Origin of the sequence: Micromonospora sp. RL09-050-HVF-A, assembly GCF_019374995.1 — a bacterium.
Lineage (GTDB): Bacteria > Actinomycetota > Actinomycetes > Mycobacteriales > Micromonosporaceae > Micromonospora > Micromonospora antibiotica.
Window position 1 is genome coordinate 844281 of record NZ_JAGKQP010000002.1, and the last position, 16430, is coordinate 860710.

Sequence of the window (16430 nt, forward strand, 5' to 3'; positions counted from 1 at the left end):
GTGGCCCGGGGGATGGTGCGGTGGCCCCACCGCCGGCGGTGGGGCCGCGCGGTCGTCGGCGGGTCGGGTCAGCAGCGGACGATGGTCGAGTTGGTCAGGGTGATGTTGCTGATGGTCAGGTTGTCGGCGCAGGGGTTCTCCACGATCCGGTTGTTGACCAGGGTGAAGTTGCGCAGGGTGAGGTCCCGGTTGCCGGGGAACTCGGTGCGTTCGGCCAGCCGCACCTCGCCGCCGCCGCTGATGGTTCCGCCGTTGGTGGCCAGGCTCACCCCGTAGCAGTTCTCGATCAACACGGCGTTGTTGCCGGTGTTGGCGATGTCGACCCGGTCGATCGTTGCCCCGCCGGACTCGGAGACGCAGAAGACGCCCCGGCCGCCGCCCCGGGCCCGGACGGTGCCGACCCGGATGTTGGTCGGGTAGCTGTCGCCGATGCGGCCGTTGCGGTTGGCCATCCGGAACGCGGCGTACCCGGTGCCGGTGCCGGCGTTCTCGGCGTCCACGGTGGACACGGTGGCGTTGATGGTCTGGTTGAGCAGCAGGCCGGACTCGCCGACGTTGCGGGCGGTGACGGTGCCCACGGTCAGCCCGTCCACCCCGTACGTCTCCACGGCGTGCGAGCTGGCGCCCGAGACGTACACGTTGTCGATGCGCACGTTGCGGGTCCACTGGCTGGTGTCGCCCCGGTTGTCGACGCGGACGCCGAGGCCGGCGGAGAGCCGCATGTCGAGCTGCCCCAGCACGACGTTGGTGACGTTGCGCAGGAAGACCCCGTAGAGCGGGGTGCCGGTGAGGGTGAGGTGCTGCACCTCGACCTGGGTGGTGCCCCGGGAGTAGACGGGGGCCTGGTCCCCCGAGCCGGTGCCGGTGACGTTGATCGTCCCGCACACGTCGAGGGTGGTGTAGCTGGGCAGCGAGATGCGGGAGTTGGCGCTCATCGTGCCCGAGCCGCGCACCACCACCCGCTGCTTGCTGGTCCGCCCGGCGGTGAGGCTGTTCACCGCGGCCTGCACGGCGGCCCGCAGGTCGGTGCCGGTGTGCACGGTCGTGCCACCGTTGCGGACGGTCCAGGTGCCGCCGGCCAGCACCGCCTCGGCCTGGAACGCGCCGCTGCCGCAGTCGGCCGTGCCGCCCGGCCGGACGAGCTGCCACTGCTGGTTGGCCCCGTCGAGGTCCTGGTACTGGGAGATGGTCGCCCCGTCGGCGGTGGACCGTTCCCACACGTCGAGGGCCTTGCCGGAGTGCCGGTTGAGCAGCCGGACGTAACCGCCCGTGGAGTCGACGAGCCGGAAGTGCTGCCGGGTGTTGCCGCTGGCGGCCGGGTTCTGCACCAGGGCGGTGCCGTCGAGGGCGTTGGGCAGTTCGAGGACCTTGCCGCTGTGCGCCGAGCGGATCTGGTGGTAGCCGCTGCCGACGTCGACGAAGCGCCACCGCTGCACGGCGAGGTCGTTGCGGGTGTACTGCTTGACCGGTGCGCCGTCGGCGGTGGCCCAGTCGTACAGGTCCATCGCCTTGCCACTGTTGCGGTTGACGAGCACGTAGTCCGCGCCGGGGTCGACGGTGGCCGCCGAGGCGGCCGGTGGGGCGACGGTGGTGGCGGTGGCGACCAGGGCGAGGACGGTGACGGCCAGCAGGCCGGGTCGCCGGGGGCGGGATCTCCGGGTGGGGGTGACGGGTGGCATGGGGCTCCTTCTGCGGGGGTGCGGTGCCGGGACGGGCGGCCTCCGGCTGTACCGTATCGACAGAGGTGGATTCGGGCAATTGCCCGCCGATCAGTGCCGATCCGGGCAGGCCAGGACACCGTCCCGTCGGCCGAACGGGGGCACCCGTGCGGCCGACGTGCCGACCGGCCCACCGGTGCCGGTGCGGTGCGGGGCGCTGTTATCGTCAGCGGCCGGGCGGCGACCGGGCCGCCCGCTCGTCTCCGGACAGGTGGTCGCCGTGACCCGGGCCCGTACGCTCGTCCCGCCCGTGCTGCTGGGCCTCGTCGTCGTGGCGCTGCTGCTGTCCGGCCTGCACCCTTACGACCGGCTCACCTGGCTGCTGGAGACGGTCTGGGTGATCGTCGGGGTGCCGGTGGTGCTACTGGTGTGGCGGCGGTTCCCGTTGACCACCCTGCTGTGCTGCCTGCTGGCGGCGCACGCGCTGATCCTCATCGTGGGCGGGCACTGGACCTACGCACGGGTCCCGTTGGGCGACTGGGTACGCGACGCGCTCGACCTCTCCCGCAACCCGTACGACCGGCTCGGGCACTTCGTGCAGGGCTTCGTCCCGGCGATCCTGGTCCGCGAGATCCTCGTCCGCCGGTCCCCGTTGCGGGGCAGCCGCTGGCTCGCCCCGCTGGTGGTCTGTGCCTGCCTGGCCTTCAGCGCCTTCTTCGAGATGATCGAGTGGTGGTCCTCGGTGGCCGGTGGCTCCGCCGCCGCCGACTTCCTCGGCACCCAGGGCGACGTCTGGGACACCCAGTGGGACATGTTCCTCGCGCTGGTCGGGGCGGTCACCTCGCTGACCCTGCTCAGCCGGTGGCACGACCGTCAGCTGCCGGCCGCGACGCCCGCCCGCCCGGCTCCTGCCGTCGCGGTGGGCTGACCGGCCGGGCGGCAGGTCACGGCCGGTCGGCCCAGTCGTCGAGGACGGTGGCGACGTCCAGCGGGTCCGCCGGGTCCGGTGCCGGTCGCGGCGCAGCGGCGGGCGTCCGGGCGAACCGGGGTGCCGGTGCCGGCTGCACCTCGCCGCCCACCGCGACGAAGGTGCCCCGGGCGGCGTTGTGCGGATGGCGGTGCGCCTCGGTGGGGGCGAGCACCGGCGCGACACAGGCGTCGAGGTCGGCGAAGACCGCCGTCCACTCGTCGCGGGTGCGTTCGGCGAACCGGGCGGTGAACCGGCGGCGCAGCTCCGGCCAGCCGTCCGGGTCGTGCTGGGCGGGCAGCGTCGGGTCGTCGGCCAGGCCCAGCCCGGTCAGCAGCGCGGCGTAGAACGCCGGCTCCAACGCGCCCACCGCCACGAACCGGTCGTCGGCGGTGCGGTAGGTGTCGTAGAACGGGGCGCCGCCGTCGAGCAGGTTGGCACCGCGGGGCGCGGACCACCGACCGTCGCCGAGCATCCCGTGCAGGAACGCGGTGAGCAGCGCCGACCCGTCGACCATCGCGGCGTCGACCACCTGCCCGAGGTCGGAGCGTTCCCGTTCCAGCAGCGCGGCCAGCACGCCGGTGGCGAGCAGCATCCCGCCCCCGGCGAAGTCGCCCAGCAGGTTCAGCGGGGCGTGCGGGCGTTCACCGGGACGGCCCAGCGGTTCCAGCGCGCCGGACAGCGCGATGTAGTCGATGTCGTGCCCGGCGCGGGCGGCCAGCGGACCGTCCTGACCCCAGCCGGTCAACCGGGCGTACACCAGGCGGGGGTTGCGGTCCCGGCAGGTCCGGGGCCCGAAACCGAGCCGCTCGGCCACCCCCGGCCGGTACGCCTCGACCAGCACGTCGGCCCGTTCGACCAGGCGCAGCAGGTCGGCCACCCCGGCGGGGGTCTTCAGGTCCAGGGTGGTGACCCGGCGGCCCCGGTGCAGCGGCCCGGTCGTCGGGGCGGCCAGTCGTCCCGGGGCGGGGCCGCCGGGCCGGTCGACGCGCACCACGTCCGCGCCGAGGTCGGCCAGCACCATGCAGCCGAACGGGGCCGGGGCCAGGCTCGCCAGCTCCACCACCCGCACCCCGGCCAGCGGCCCGGTGGCGTCGGGCCGGCGGTCAGAGGGCACGGGCGATCAGCTCCTTCATGATCTCGTTGGTGCCGCCGTAGATCTTCTGCACCCGGGCGTCGGCGTACATCCGGGCGATCGGGTACTCGGTGGTGTAGCCGTAGCCGCCGAACAGTTGCAGGCAACGGTCGACGACCTCGCACTGCCCCTCGGTGAGCCAGGCCTTCGCCATCGCCGCGGTGGCCACGTCCAGCTCGCCCCGGTCGTGCCGGGCGATGCAGTCGTCGAGGAAGACCCGGCTGACCCGGGTGCGGGTGGCGCACTCGGCCAGCACCATCCGGGTGTTCTGGTGGCCGATCAGCGGTTTGCCGAAGGCGGTGCGTTCCTTGACGTACGCGGTGGTCAGCTCCACCGCCCGCTGCATCGCCGCGACCGCCCCGATGCCGATGACCAGGCGTTCCTGGGGCAGTTGCCGCATCATCTGGCCGAAGCCGAGCCCTTCGGCCCCGCCGAGCAGGTGCGTCGTCGGCACCCGCAGGTCGTCGAAGAACAGCTCGGCGGTGTCGTTGCCGTGCAGCCCGATCTTGGACAGCAGCCGGCCCCGCCGGAACCCGGCCCGGTCGTCGGCGACCTCGCAGACCAGCAGGGAGATGCCGGCGGCCCGTTGCGTCGGGTCGGTCTTGACGGCCAGGATGAGCAGGTCCGCGAGGCCGCCGTTGCTGATGAACGTCTTGGCCCCGGTGACCAGGTAGTCGTCGCCGTCGCGGACGGCCCGGGTCCGCATCGCCTGCAGGTCGGAGCCGCCGTCGGGTTCGGTCATCGCGATCGCCCCGACCAGTTCGCCGCGGCACAGGCCGGGCAGCCAGCGGCGCTTCTGTTCGGCACTGCCGTAGGCGACCAGGTAACCGGTGACGATGCCGCTGTGCACGCCGAGGCCGAGGGTGCTCTCCCCGACGTGCGCCTGCTCGTGCAGCAGGACCGCCTCGTGGGTGAAACCGCCGCCTCCGCCGCCGTACTCCTCGGGCACGGACAGGCCGAGCAGGCCCAGCTCGCCGGCACGCCGGTAGTGGTCGCGGTCCGGGTGGCCCTGCGCCAGCAGCCGTTCGGTGTGCGGCAGCACCTCCCGGGCGAAGAAGTCACGGGCCAGGTCGGCGAGGTCGTCGTGCTCGGGCGCGCGCCACGGTGGGGAGTAGTCGTGGAGTCCAGGCGTCGGCATGGATACACCCTCACGCCCTGTTGGCGGCGTGTCAACAATTCCTGATCATCGTCCGGTGGCCCGCCCGGTCTGCCCGAGCGGACCGGTGCCGCACCGGGTCGGGGAGACCGGCGCAGCCGCCGCCGCCCGGCTGACGGGACCCGTCGTCGGCCCGGGGTGTGTCGCGCCGACCTGCCGATAGGGTGCGGCGGGTGAGCGTTGACACGGAATCACGGCGACGGCGGCTGGAGCCCGACGCCCGGCGCGGGCAGATCCTCGCCTGCGCGGTGAGGCTGTTCGGCGCGCGCCCCTACGCCGACGTGTCCACCACCGACGTCGCCCGCGAGGCCGGGGTGGCCCGGGGCCTGATCAACCACTACTTCGGCACCAAGAAGCAGCTCTACCTGGAGGTCGTCCGGGTGATGGTGACCGTGCCCGGGGTGGCCGTCGAGCGACTGCCCGTCGGTGACCTGCGCACCCGGGTCGACGCCAGCGTCACCTGGTTCCTCGACGTGGTGTCCCGGCACCGCGATTCCTGGCTGGCCGCGGTGACCGCCGGGGGGATGGGCCACGACGCCGACGTCGCCCGGGTGCTCACCGAGGCCGAGGAGGTCGCGGCGGACAGCGTCCTGGTGGCGGTGGGGCTGGCCGACGTGACCGTCCGCCGGGCCGAACTGCGCGCCATGATCCGGGCGTACGGCGGGCTGGCCACCGCGACCGCCCGGGAGTGGCTCCAGCGGGGCGCGTTGGACCGTGACCAGGTGCACCTGCTGCTGACCGCCACCCTGCTGACCATCGTGGAGCAGGTCTATCCGGCGGTCGTCGGCCCGGCCGGGGCCTCTCAGGCGGGTGGAGCCGGATCGGGCCGTTGCACCGCCATCGGCACGGTGTCGAGCCGGGCCCAGTCCTGACTGATCCCGGCGGCGGTGCGCAGCAGGCGGGGCAGGTGCTCGTCGGTGAGCCGTTCCAGTGAGGTCTCGGCGGCGTGCACCGTGACGTTGAGCGCGGCCACCACCCGGCCGTCGCCGTCGCGTACCCCGGTGGCGATCGACCGGATGCCGGCGGCCAGGTCCTGGTCGGCCAGGGCCCAGCCGCGTGCCCGCACCTCACGCAGCTCCCGGTCCAGCTCGTCGCGGTCCGGCCGCCAGCGGGCGGTGATGCCGGAACGGCCGGGCACGGCCAGTACGGCGGTGAGTTCCGCCGGGGTGAGGGCGGCCAGCAGCACCTTGCCCATCGAGGTGGCCACGGCCGGGAACCGGGTGCCGATGGTCACCGCGAGCGTGACGATCTTGGGCACCGCGACCCGGGACACGTAGACGATGTCGCTGCCGTCGAGCTGGGCCAGCGACGTCGACTCGTCGGTCTCGGTCACCAGCTGTCGCATGTGCGGGCGGGCCACGTCCCAGATGCTCAACGAGTTGACGTAGGCCACGCCCAGCTCCAGCACCCGGGGGGTGAGCGCGAAGCCCCGGTCGGCGGTGCGGACGTAGCCCAACTCCTCCAGGGTGAGCAGGATGCGCCGCACGGTGGGGCGGGCCAGCCCGGTCACCGCCGCGATCTCGCTGAGGGTCATCGTCGGCTGGCCCGGACGGAAGCAGCGCAGCACGTCGAGGCCGCGCGCCAGCGCCTCGATGAAGTCGGTTCCGGCCTCGCGCCCCATGGAGTCCCTTCGCTGGCTGCCCCGCGCCCGGCGGGTGGTCACCGCCGGGCGCGTCGGATGGCTATTGTTTCCACTGCGCCGAGCCGGCGTCCCACTGGGTGTAGGTGTACGGGTTGTCCAGCACCGCAGTCTCGGGGACGTCCGGGTTCATCCCCTTCTCCCACGCGTCGGCGCCCATGGTGTCGGTGAGGTGTTCGACGGTGCGTCCGACGGCGGCGCGGGCGGCGGCGAGGTCGACGCCGACCAGCCGGTGCTCGTGCTTGACCAGCCGGCCGTCGATCAGCACGGTGTGCACGTCGCCGCGCTGGGCCTGGAACACCACGTGGCCGTAGGGGTGCAGGATCGGGAACATCACCGGGGAGTTGTCGTTCTTGATCAGCACCACGTCCGCCTTGCGGCCCGGGGTGAGGGCGCCGACGAGGTGGTCGAGGCCCAGGGCCCGGGCACCGCCCCGGGTGGCCCACTCCACCACCTGCTCGGCGCGCAGGTGGCAGTGGGTGACGGTCTCCTGTCGACCGTGCGCCTCGAGGTGTTCCCGGGACCGGTCGGCGCTCAGCGTGGCGCGCATCGCGGAGAACAGGTCCCCGCTCCACCAGACGCTCGTGTCCATGGACAGCGAGACCGGGATGTCGTGGTGCCGTAGCTGCCAGGTGGGCGGGTAGCCCTGGCCTGCGCTCTGCTCGCTCTCGGTGGACACCGAGACCGAGCCGCCGGTTGCCGCGATCCGGTGGTACGAGTCGCGGTTGAGGGTGGCGGCGTGCACGTAGACCGTCGAGTCGGTCATGAACCCGTGCTCGTGCATCAGCCGGATGCCGTCGTCGTTGGTGGCCCCCCACACCCCGGCGTGGGTGGTGACCGGCACCCCGAGGTCCCGGGCCACCTCGAAGGCGGCCCGCTCGGGGAAGGCCGGGTCGCCGGTGACGTCGAAGGCCATCTGGAAGCCGAGCCGGTCGCCGCGGCCGTGGATGCGGCGGGTGACGAAGTCGCGGAACTCGGGGGTGGTGGCCCACTCCCACGGACCCTGTTGCAGGTTGCCGTAGGCGAGCACGAACCGGCCCGGCACCGCCTCCAGGGCGTCGACGGCGGCATCGGCGTGCTGCGGGGTCTGCAGGCCGTGTGACCAGTCCACGGTGGTGGTGACGCCGGCGTCGACCGCTTCGATGGCGGCGAGCAGGTTGCCGGCGTAGACGTCCTCGGGGCGGAACAGCTTGCCGGACTCCAGGTAGTACCAGACGAAATACTGGGTCAGCGTCCAGTCGGCACCGTAGCCGCGCATCGCGGTCTGCCACATGTGCCGGTGGGTGTCGATCATGCCGGGCATGACGATGCCGCCGGCCGCGTCGATCTCCCAGGTGCCCTCCGGCACGGCCAGTTCCGCGCCGACGGCGGCGATCCGGTCGTCGATCACCAGCACGTCGGCGCGGGGGAGCACCGTGTGGGTGTCGTCCATGGTCAGCACCAGGCCGTTGCGGAAGACCACCGGCTGGCCTGCCGCCGGTGTCCGCCCCTCGTTCGCACTCATCGCCGCCACTTCCGTTCCGGGGTGCCTGCGGACGCTTGTCCGCTCTACGGTCAGATCAGGGTTTCGCCAGTGTGTTCCCGGTCACCGGCCATGTCAAGAGCACGTTACCGTCGTGTCTCCGGTTGCTTTCTAACGCGTGGAACTGGGAGTTTCCCGAGAATTTAGTCGAGGTGTTGACGTCTCATGGAGTCATCGGGAAACTGATCGAGCGGACACTCGTCCGCCTAGCGGTCAACGAGAGGGTGGATCATGGCGGAGGAGACACCGGGCCGGACCGGCCCGCTGCACGGCGTCGTGGTGGCCGACTTCTCCCGCATCCTCGCCGGGCCGTACGCCACCATGCTGCTGGCCGACCTCGGCGCCGAGGTGATCAAGGTGGAGGGGCCCGGCGGCGACGACACCCGCACGTGGATGCCCCCGGTCCGCGACGACGTCTCCACCTACTACCTGGGCATCAACCGCAACAAGCGGTCCATCGCCCTTGACCTGAAGGACCCCGACGACCTGGCCGTGGCCCACCGGCTGGCCGCCCGGGCCGACGTCCTGATCGAGAACTTCAAGCCCGGCGGGCTGCGCCGCTTCGCCCTCGACTACGACACCGTGGCCGCCGGCAACCCCCGGGTGGTCTACGCCTCGATCAGCGGGTTCGGCACCGGCGCGGGCGCGGGCTACCCCGGATACGACCTGATGGTGCAGGCGATCTCCGGGCTGATGAGCCTCACCGGCGACCCGGACGGCTCGCCCTACCGGGCCGGCATCTCCGTGTTCGACGTGATGGCCGGGCTGCACGCGTCGATCGGCATCCTGGCCGCCCTGCACCACCGCCACGACTCGGGGCGCGGCCAGCACGTCGAGGTCAACCTGCTCTCCTCCGCGCTGTCCGGGCTGGTCAACCACAGCAGCGGCTACGTCGCGGGCGGAGTGGTGCCCTTCCGGATGGGCAACGCCCACCCCAGCCTCTTCCCGTACGAGCCGTTGCCCGTCGCCGACGGCGAGCTGATCGTGATCGCCGGCAACGACGGGCAGTTCCGCCGGCTCTGCCAGGTGCTCGACCTGCCGGAACTGGTCGACGACCCCCGGTTCACCCGCAACCAGGACCGCACCGCCAACCGGGAGGAACTACGTCCGCTGCTGGTCGAGCGGCTGCGCCGGCGCACCCGCGACGAGTGGTTCACCGACCTGATGGCCGCCGGGGTGCCCTGCGCCCCGATCAACACCATCGACGGCGGGGTCGCGTTCGCCGAACGCCTCGGGCTGGACCCGGTGGTCACCGTCGGCGAGGGCGCCGCCGCGGTCCCCGGCATCCGGCACCCGATCACCCTTTCGGACACCCCCGCGCGGTACGGCACCCCGCCGCCCGCGCTCGACGAACACGGCGAGGAGATCCGCGCGTGGCTGACCGGCAGCTAGACTTCCCGACCTCGATCGGCACCTCCGACCCGACCACCATCCGGCTACTCGGTCAGGACCTGGCCGGTGACCTGATGGGTCGGGTGGGCTTCGGTGAACTGGCCTTCTGGCTGGTCGCCGGGCGTCGCCCCGGCCCCGGCGAGGTCCGCGTCTTCGAGACCGTCCTGGTGGCCCTGGCCGACCACGGCTTCACCCCCACCGCGATCGCCGCCCGGCTGACGTACCTCAGCGCGCCGGAGGCGTTGCAGGGCGCGATCGCCGCCGGCCTGCTCGGCGGCGGCTCCCGCTTCCTCGGCGTCACCGAAGACTGCGGCCGGTTCCTCGCCGACACCCTCGCCGGTCTCACCGAGCCACCCACCGACGACGCCGGCTGGGACGCCGTCGCCCTGGACGCGGTCCGCGCCGCCCGCGCCGCCAAGCGCCTGGTGCCGGGGCTCGGCCACCCGGTGCACAAGGAGACCGACCCGCGCACCCCGGTGCTGATCGCGATCGCCGAGCAGGAGGGGCTGCGCGGGCCGCACCTGCGGCTGTTCGAGGCGATCGGCCGGGTCCACCCGCAGGTGCTCGGCCGCACCCTGCCGCTCAACGGCGCGGGGGTGTGTGGCGCGGCCCTGGCCGACCTCGGCCTGCCCATCGACCTGCTGCGCGGCTTCGCGCTGCTGGCCCGCACCGCCGGCCTGCTCGGCCACCTCGCCGAGGAACGCCGCCGCCCGCTCGGCATGGACATCTACCGCACCGTCGACCGCAACGCCCGGTACGTGCCGGACGACGCCGACTGATCCCCACCCCACCGTCTGCGAGAGGAGCGGCCATGGCCCAGGTCGTCGCGGTCATCGCCTCCACCCACCACCCGTTCTACTACCGCGCCACCACCGCCACCGGCGAGGACCGGCCCCCGTTCGCCGACGAGTGGGCCCGCAAGATCCTCGCGTTCCGGGAGACCCTCACCCGGGCCAGGCCGGACGTGCTGGTGATGGTCGGCTCGGACCACTTCCACCAGCTCTGGCTGGACAACATGCCGCAGTTCCTGGTCGGCAAGGCCCCGTTCTACGACGCCAACTGGTACAACGAGGAACGCGAGTTCGGGCTGCCCCGGATGCTGCTGCGCGGCCAGGAGGACCTGTCGGCCCACGTGCTGCGGGCCGGCCTGGACGCCGGTTTCGACCTGGCATTCAGCAACGAGCTGCGCATCGACCACAGCATCACCTGCCCGATCATCACGCTGCGGCCCGAGGCGGACCTGCCGATCGTGCCGATCTACACCAACATCTTCGCCCCGCCGCTGCCGCAGCCGAAACGGTTCGTGCAGCTCGGCGCGGCCATCCGGGAGATCGTCGAGAGCTGGCCGAGCCACCTGCGGGTGGCCGTCATCGGCACCGGCCACCTGTCGTTGGAGCTGGGCGGGCCCCGCCAGTTCGGCCCGCAGGGCCCGGACCCGGAGTTCGACCGCCGGGCGGTGGAGTGGATCGCCAACGGCGACCTCGACGGCTGCCTGTCCGAGGTGACCCTGGACAGCCTGCACGCCCCCGGCAACGCCACCCACGGCTTCATGGACTTCATGCTGATGATGGGGGTGGCCGGCGCGGGCGCCAAGGCCGACCACGTGGACACCCTGGACCTGTTCCACACCATGGAGGCGTACTTCACCTGGTATCCGAACGGAGCGCCGGCATGAGCCGCTACCTGGTCGACAAGTTCCTCTACACCGTCGACCGCGATCCGGAGCTGGTCGAGCGCTACCGCACCGACCCGCACGCCACGGTGGCCTGGTGGGAGGCCGAACGCGCCAATGCCGTGCTGAACTGCACCACCGGTGAGGCGAGCACCTGGCTGCGGTTCACCGACGAGGAACGCGACGCGTTGGCCAGCCACGACCACGTCCGGCTCTTCGCTCTCGGCGCCCACCCGTTCCTGACGTTGACCCTGTTCATCGCCATGTTCGAGCGGGACCACGACGAGCCGATGGCCTACCAGAAGCAGTACGGCCTGCGGTTGGCCCACTTCTCGCTGCCCTACCCGGACATCGCCACCTGATGACCGCCGGACCCGACGCCGCGTCGATGCCCGCCGTCGTCGTCACCGGTCACGGCGAGCCACCCGAGGTGGTCACCCGCCCCCGCCCGGTGCCGGCCGAGGGTGAGGTGCGGGTACGGGTCACCGCCGCCCCGCTGACCCCGCTGGACCTGCTCTGCGCCTCGGGCACCTCCTACCTGGGCGCCCCGGCGCTGCCGTACGTCCCCGGGGTGCAGGGCGTGGGCACCCTCGACGACGGCACCCCGGTCTGGTTCCCGACCCGGGCGGGACTGGCCCCCGGTGACGGCAGCCTGGCCGGGTACGCGGTGGTCCCCGCCGCCGACCCGGTCGTGCTGCCGGACGACGCCGACCACTGCCTGGTGGCTGCCCTCGGGCTCTCGGCGGTCGCCGCCTGGGCGGCGTTGACCCTGCGGGGCGGCCTGCGCCCCGGGGAGGTGGTGCTGGTGCTGGCCGCCGGTGGCACGGTCGGTCAGGCCGCGGTGCAACTCGCCCGGCTCGCCGGGGCGGGCCGGGTGGTCGCGGCCTGCCGGTCCGACGCCGCCGTCTACTCCGCCCGCCGCTGCGGCGCGGACGCGGTGGTCCGGCTCGCCGACACCGACGATCCGGAGAACCTCGCCCGGCGGTTCCGGCAGGCCGCCGCCGGCCCGGTGGACCTGGTGCTGGACCCCCTGTTCGGGGTGCCCGCCGCGGCGGCCCTGCGCGCCCTGGCCCCGGGCGGCCGGCTGGTCAACCTCGGCGGCTCGGCCGCACCGACCGCGACGATCGACTCGGCGACCCTGCGCGGCGGGTCGTTGCGGATCCTGGGCTACACCAACAACGAGCTGACCGCCGCCGAACGCGCCACGGCGATCGCCCTGGTCGCCGGGCACGCCGCCGCCGGTCGGTTGACCGTCACCCACCAGGTACGGCCGCTGGCCGAGGCGGCGCAGGCCTGGGCCGACCAGCGCGCCGGCACCACCGCCGGCCGGTTCGTGCTGGTGCCCCCGGGCTGACCGTCCGCCCCGTGCAGCCCGTCGGCGACAGCGTCGGCCGGTCGGCTTCCATCCGGCCGACCGGCGATGCCGTCGTCTGCGGGCGGGAGCAGGTCGGCTGACCGATTCCCGACCGCCGCTGCCGCCGGGTTGCCTGCCGGCGCGAGGATGAGGCGGTGCTCGAGCTATCACCGCGGGTCGCCGTCCTCGTCGTCGATGCCGCCCGTACGGCCGTCACCCGCTACGCCCCGGAGGAGCTGGAGGTCTTCGACGCGGTCGCCGCCGACTGGCGGGCCGGCACCGGGCGACCCGCCCGGACGTCGGGGGCACCGGGCAGCGCCGTCGGCTTCGGCATCGACACGTCACTGGTCGGCGAGCTGTTCCTGCAGGCGGTCGCCGCCGCCACCAGCGAGGTGCTCGTCCTGGGTGCGACCGGGATCGGCACCGGGATCCTGGCCGGCTGGCGTCGCCGCCGTCGCCCGTCCGAACCGTCCCCGGGCACCGAACCGTCGTCGACCCCGCCGGCCGGGGACCGGGACGGCACGTCGGCCGACCCTCGACCGGCCGTCTGCGCGTCCGCCGCCCCGCTTCCCGGCACACCGGCACAGCAGGACCGGCTGGAGCTGACCGCCGAGCAGGCGGTCCTGCTGCGGGCGGCCTGCCGGCGGCACGCGCTCGCGCTGGGCCTGCCTCCGGAGGCGGCCGACCTGCTCGCCGATGCCACGATCGGCGCGACGGTCACCCCGGACGACCGGTGACCGGACCCGCCACCGGTCCGCCCGGTCCGGTCGACGCGGCCGGACCGGGCGCCACCCGTCCCGCCGGTGGGCCCGCCTCGGCGTCGAGCGCCGGTGGGCCCGGCCCGGCGTCGAGCGCCGGTGGGCCCGGCCCTCGGCAACCCGTCGGGGCGGTCGGCACGCGATCCGGTTCCGCACCGGACCGGCTGGGCTGGTGGTACCTGCTCGTGGTGGCGGCGCTCGGCGCGGTGGGCGTCGGTGCGGGAGACCTGTACTTCCTCGCCGACCGGTCGCTCAGCCTGCCCTGGGCGGTGGCGTTCGACGCCTGCGAGCGGGCGTTCGGGGCGACCACCGTCGACCCGGTGCCACCCGGGTTCACCGACTGCCTGGCCGAGCCGACCCGACAGCGGGCCCTGGTGCTGCTCGTCGCGGTCGCCGTCGTGCTGGGCTGCGCGGCGGTGCTGCTGGTGGCGGTGCCGGCGGTCGACCTGTGGCGGCTACGTCGGCACCGGCGTTTCACCGTCGGCGCGGCGGCGCAGCGGTTCGCGGTGCTCTGCGCCGCCGAGGGACTGACCGGCCGGGATCGACCGCGCCTGCTGATCGCCGGTCCACCGGTGCGGCAGGCGTTCACCGTGGGGGTCGTCGGTCGACGGCCGATCGTCGTCCTCCCGGTCGGGCTCGCCCTGGCCCACCGGGAGCCGCGACGGTTCGACCCGGTGGTGCGCCACGAGCTGGCCCACGTCCGGGCCCGGGACGTGGTGTGGGTGGCCGCCGTCCGCGCCCTGGTCTGGTTGCCCCTGCCGGCCGTCGCCGTCGGTGGGCTGCTGGAGGTCGGCGTGTTCGGACCGAACCGGACCGTCGCCGGGGCGTTCCTGCGGGCTGGGCTGCTCGCCACCCTGGTCGCGGTGCTGTCGGCGGCGTTGCTGCGGGCGCGTGAACGGGCGGCGGACCGGCAGGCGGCCCGGGACGACCAGGCCGGGGCACTGACCGCCCTGCTGCGCGCCGACGGCGCACGGGCGCGCGCCGACGGCGGCGGACGGGTGCGCGGCGGGCCGGCGCGGGCAGCGCTGCGGACGGTGTTCGCCCGGCACCCGACTCCTGAGCAACGGATCAGGTCGCTGCGGGAGTCGTCGGACCGGCGCGGCGGTGAGGTCACCCAGGGGATGGCGGTCGGCGCGGTGACGGTGGTGAGCATGGCCGCCGTCCACGAACTCGTCGCGAACGCGCACTACCCGGCGCTGGGCTGGCTGCCCCGGCTGGTCGACGTCTGGGTCGCCGCCGTGCTGCTCGTCGGCGGGCTGTTTCCGTCGCTGCTGCGGCGGGCGACCACCGCCCACCGGTCCGCGACCGCGCCCGGCTGGTGGCGTCCGGTCGCCGGTACGGGCCTGGGTCTGTTCGGCGCGACCCTGGTCGTCGCCGTGCTGCCACTGCCCGGCAGCGCGGGACTCTTCCTCGCCGAAGGGGCGGTCGCCGGTCTGGTCTTCGCCGCGGTGACCGGCGTGCTCGGCGCGGGCGCGGTGGCGCTCTGCGTGCTCGTCGCGGCGGCGCTGGCCGACCTGGCCCGACCTCGCACCGGCAGCTGGCGGTACGCCGGGCACGCCACCGCCCTCGCGGTGACGGTCGCGGTGCTCTGGCCGGTGCCGGGGCTGCCACCGCTCTGGTCCGACCCGGAGCTGGTGCGGATCTGGCTGGCCTACGACCTGCCCGACACCGGTTGGCTGCTGCTCGCCCTCGGGCTGCCGGTACTGCTGGGCGTGCGCTTCCTGGTGACCGCCCGACGCGCCGACCGGCACCACGGCGGCTCCCTGGCCCGCCGGATGGTCGACTCGACCCGGGTCCGGGTGGTCGCGGTGGCCGTGCTGGTCGGCGCCGGTGGTGCGGTCGGGCAGCTGCGGTTCGCCCCGCCGGGCACCCTCGACGAGGCGGTCGGCGACGCACAGGCCCGTGGGCTGCTCACCGGGCTCGTCGGCGTCGTCGTCCTGGTGATCACCGCAGCCGGGTCCGACCCCGGTCCGACGAGCGACCCCGGTCCCGCGTCCCCGTCGGACCCCGGGGCCGGTCATTCACCCGCCCCGGGCCGTCGGGGCGGGGTCGCGGACCGGCTCGGTGGGGCGTTGCTCGCCGCGACCGCGGCGACCCTCGGGTCGGCGCTGGTGCAGTACCTGGACGCGGCCCTGGCCGGGCGGTCCGCCGCCGGGTCGGCGTTGCGGCTGACCGTGGGCAACCCGCTGGTCTGGCTGCTGTATCTGGCGGCCCTCGTCGTGCCGGTGCTGCTGCCCCGGGCCGTACCCCGCCGGATGGTGCTGCCGACCCGGCTGGTGCTGCCGGCGGCGGTGTCGATCGTGCTGACGGTGACCGTGCTGGTGCTCGGGCCGGGGGTGCCCGGCGTCCGGGTCCCGGTGCCGACGGCCGGCACCTCGTCCGCCTCCCGCGCAGCCCCTGACGCGCCGACCCCGTCGGCACGGGTGGTCCCCGACCCGCCGCCCGCTGCCGGGCGACGACTCACCGCTGCCGAGGCGCGGGTCGCCGTCGATGCCGTCCGGTCGGCGCTACCGACGTCTTGGGAGTCCCGACCGGTCACCGCCGCCGGCAACGATCGGATCGAGCCTACCGAGTGTGTCCCGCTGGCCCGCGACAGCTACCTCGACCGGCTCAGACCGGGGGAGCGGGCCCGGGCGGCGGCGCGGTACGCCACCCCACGCGGCAGACTCGGCATCGCCTCGACCACGGTGGAGGTCGGTGTCACCTCGTACGTCGGGCCGGTGGGCGGGGGCGTGTTCGCCGCCGCCGAGACCGCCCGGGCCGCCTGTCGGCGGTTCGTCAGCGGTGGCGTGCGGTTCACCGTCGGGGGCCGCGCCGCCCCGGCCCTGGGTGAGCAGTCCTGGCGGGTCGACTATGCGCTGGCCGTCGGTAGCGGGCGGAGCCGGATCACCGGTGCGACGGCATTCGTCCTGGTGCGGGTGGGACACAACCTGGTCGCCGTGTCCATGGTCGTGACGGCACAGCCGTTGGACGAGCGGCTGCTCACCGCTGTGGTGACCACCGTGGTCGGTGCACTCGGTCCGCCCTGACCGTCCACGACCCACACCGGGCGGCCGATCGGACGGCGTCCCGCCCGACGCGGAACCGTCTGCCACTTTACTGTTAACAAACTTTAAATTACCGTGGGGGCAGTCACCGGGTTCGATCCGAGCGGCGCGTCGTAGGGCCGTCCGGCGC

At 74.0% G+C, this 16430-nt stretch carries 14 protein-coding genes; 9 read left to right on the forward strand and 5 right to left on the reverse strand.

Annotated elements, in window-relative coordinates; translation table 11 throughout:
• Positions 1 to 68 precede the first annotated feature (68 nt).
• Entirely contained in the window at positions 69 to 1679 is a 1611-nt protein-coding gene (locus J7462_RS03965) for an RICIN domain-containing protein (protein WP_219461909.1), read from the reverse strand.
• Between the two features lie 259 nt (positions 1680 to 1938).
• On the opposite strand from J7462_RS03965, the gene J7462_RS03970 reads away from it, so the two are divergent.
• Positions 1939 to 2586 carry a DUF2238 domain-containing protein gene (locus J7462_RS03970; RefSeq protein ID WP_219461912.1) on the forward strand — a complete coding sequence of 216 codons (648 nt, stop codon included), beginning with the start codon at positions 1939 to 1941 and terminating at the stop codon, positions 2584 to 2586.
• Positions 2587 to 2602: 16 nt separating this feature from the next.
• Here the strand turns inward: J7462_RS03970 and J7462_RS03975 are convergent, their stop codons facing one another.
• Together J7462_RS03975 and J7462_RS03980 are read right to left on the reverse strand one after the other, a co-directional pair.
• Positions 2603 to 3742, reverse strand: a complete 1140-nt coding sequence (locus J7462_RS03975; protein WP_219461913.1) for a CaiB/BaiF CoA-transferase family protein — start codon at positions 3740 to 3742, stop codon at positions 2603 to 2605.
• Entirely contained in the window at positions 3732 to 4898 is a 1167-nt protein-coding gene (locus J7462_RS03980; protein ID WP_219461915.1) for an acyl-CoA dehydrogenase family protein, read from the reverse strand. Before J7462_RS03980 ends, J7462_RS03975 begins: the two co-directional genes overlap by 11 nt.
• 191 nt (positions 4899 to 5089) lie before the next feature.
• Between J7462_RS03980 and J7462_RS03985 the strand changes: the two genes are divergently transcribed.
• Entirely contained in the window at positions 5090 to 5788 is a 699-nt protein-coding gene (locus tag J7462_RS03985; protein WP_219461917.1) for a TetR/AcrR family transcriptional regulator, read from the forward strand.
• On the opposite strand, the gene J7462_RS03990 is transcribed toward J7462_RS03985, so the two are convergent.
• Both J7462_RS03990 and J7462_RS03995 read right to left on the reverse strand, forming a co-directional pair.
• Positions 5719 to 6537, reverse strand: a complete 819-nt coding sequence (locus J7462_RS03990; protein WP_208565991.1) for an IclR family transcriptional regulator C-terminal domain-containing protein — start codon at positions 6535 to 6537, stop codon at positions 5719 to 5721. The two genes, J7462_RS03985 and J7462_RS03990, sit on opposite strands and share 70 nt — an antisense overlap.
• A gap of 61 nt (positions 6538 to 6598) precedes the next feature.
• Positions 6599 to 8059, reverse strand: coding sequence for an amidohydrolase family protein (locus tag J7462_RS03995; protein WP_219461925.1), 1461 nt, complete (start codon positions 8057 to 8059; stop codon positions 6599 to 6601).
• A 249-nt stretch (positions 8060 to 8308) separates the two neighbouring features.
• Between J7462_RS03995 and J7462_RS04000 the strand changes: the two genes are divergently transcribed.
• From J7462_RS04000 to J7462_RS04030, 7 genes are all read left to right on the forward strand, one after another.
• Positions 8309 to 9469: a CaiB/BaiF CoA-transferase family protein gene (locus tag J7462_RS04000; RefSeq protein WP_219461928.1), complete on the forward strand. Its 1161-nt coding sequence runs from the start codon at positions 8309 to 8311 to the stop codon at positions 9467 to 9469.
• The gene (locus J7462_RS04005) at positions 9451 to 10248 is read left to right on the forward strand and encodes a citryl-CoA lyase (protein WP_219461930.1); all 798 of its coding nucleotides are present in this window, start codon (positions 9451 to 9453) and stop codon (positions 10246 to 10248) included. Before J7462_RS04000 ends, J7462_RS04005 begins: the two co-directional genes overlap by 19 nt.
• 32 nt (positions 10249 to 10280) lie before the next feature.
• On the forward strand, positions 10281 to 11144 hold the full coding sequence (locus J7462_RS04010) for an extradiol ring-cleavage dioxygenase (protein WP_145920058.1): 864 nt from the start codon (positions 10281 to 10283) through the stop codon (positions 11142 to 11144).
• Positions 11141 to 11503, forward strand: coding sequence for a hypothetical protein (locus J7462_RS04015; protein WP_208565987.1), 363 nt, complete (start codon positions 11141 to 11143; stop codon positions 11501 to 11503). The genes J7462_RS04010 and J7462_RS04015 overlap by 4 nt, the downstream gene beginning before the upstream one ends.
• On the forward strand, positions 11503 to 12495 hold the full coding sequence (locus J7462_RS04020) for a zinc-binding dehydrogenase (protein WP_255597574.1): 993 nt from the start codon (positions 11503 to 11505) through the stop codon (positions 12493 to 12495). Before J7462_RS04015 ends, J7462_RS04020 begins: the two co-directional genes overlap by 1 nt.
• A 155-nt stretch (positions 12496 to 12650) precedes the next feature.
• Positions 12651 to 13232: a hypothetical protein gene (locus J7462_RS04025; protein WP_219461932.1), complete on the forward strand. Its 582-nt coding sequence runs from the start codon at positions 12651 to 12653 to the stop codon at positions 13230 to 13232.
• On the forward strand, positions 13229 to 16282 hold the full coding sequence (locus J7462_RS04030) for a M48 family metalloprotease (RefSeq protein WP_219461934.1): 3054 nt from the start codon (positions 13229 to 13231) through the stop codon (positions 16280 to 16282). Before J7462_RS04025 ends, J7462_RS04030 begins: the two co-directional genes overlap by 4 nt.
• The last annotated feature ends 148 nt before the right edge of the window (positions 16283 to 16430 follow it).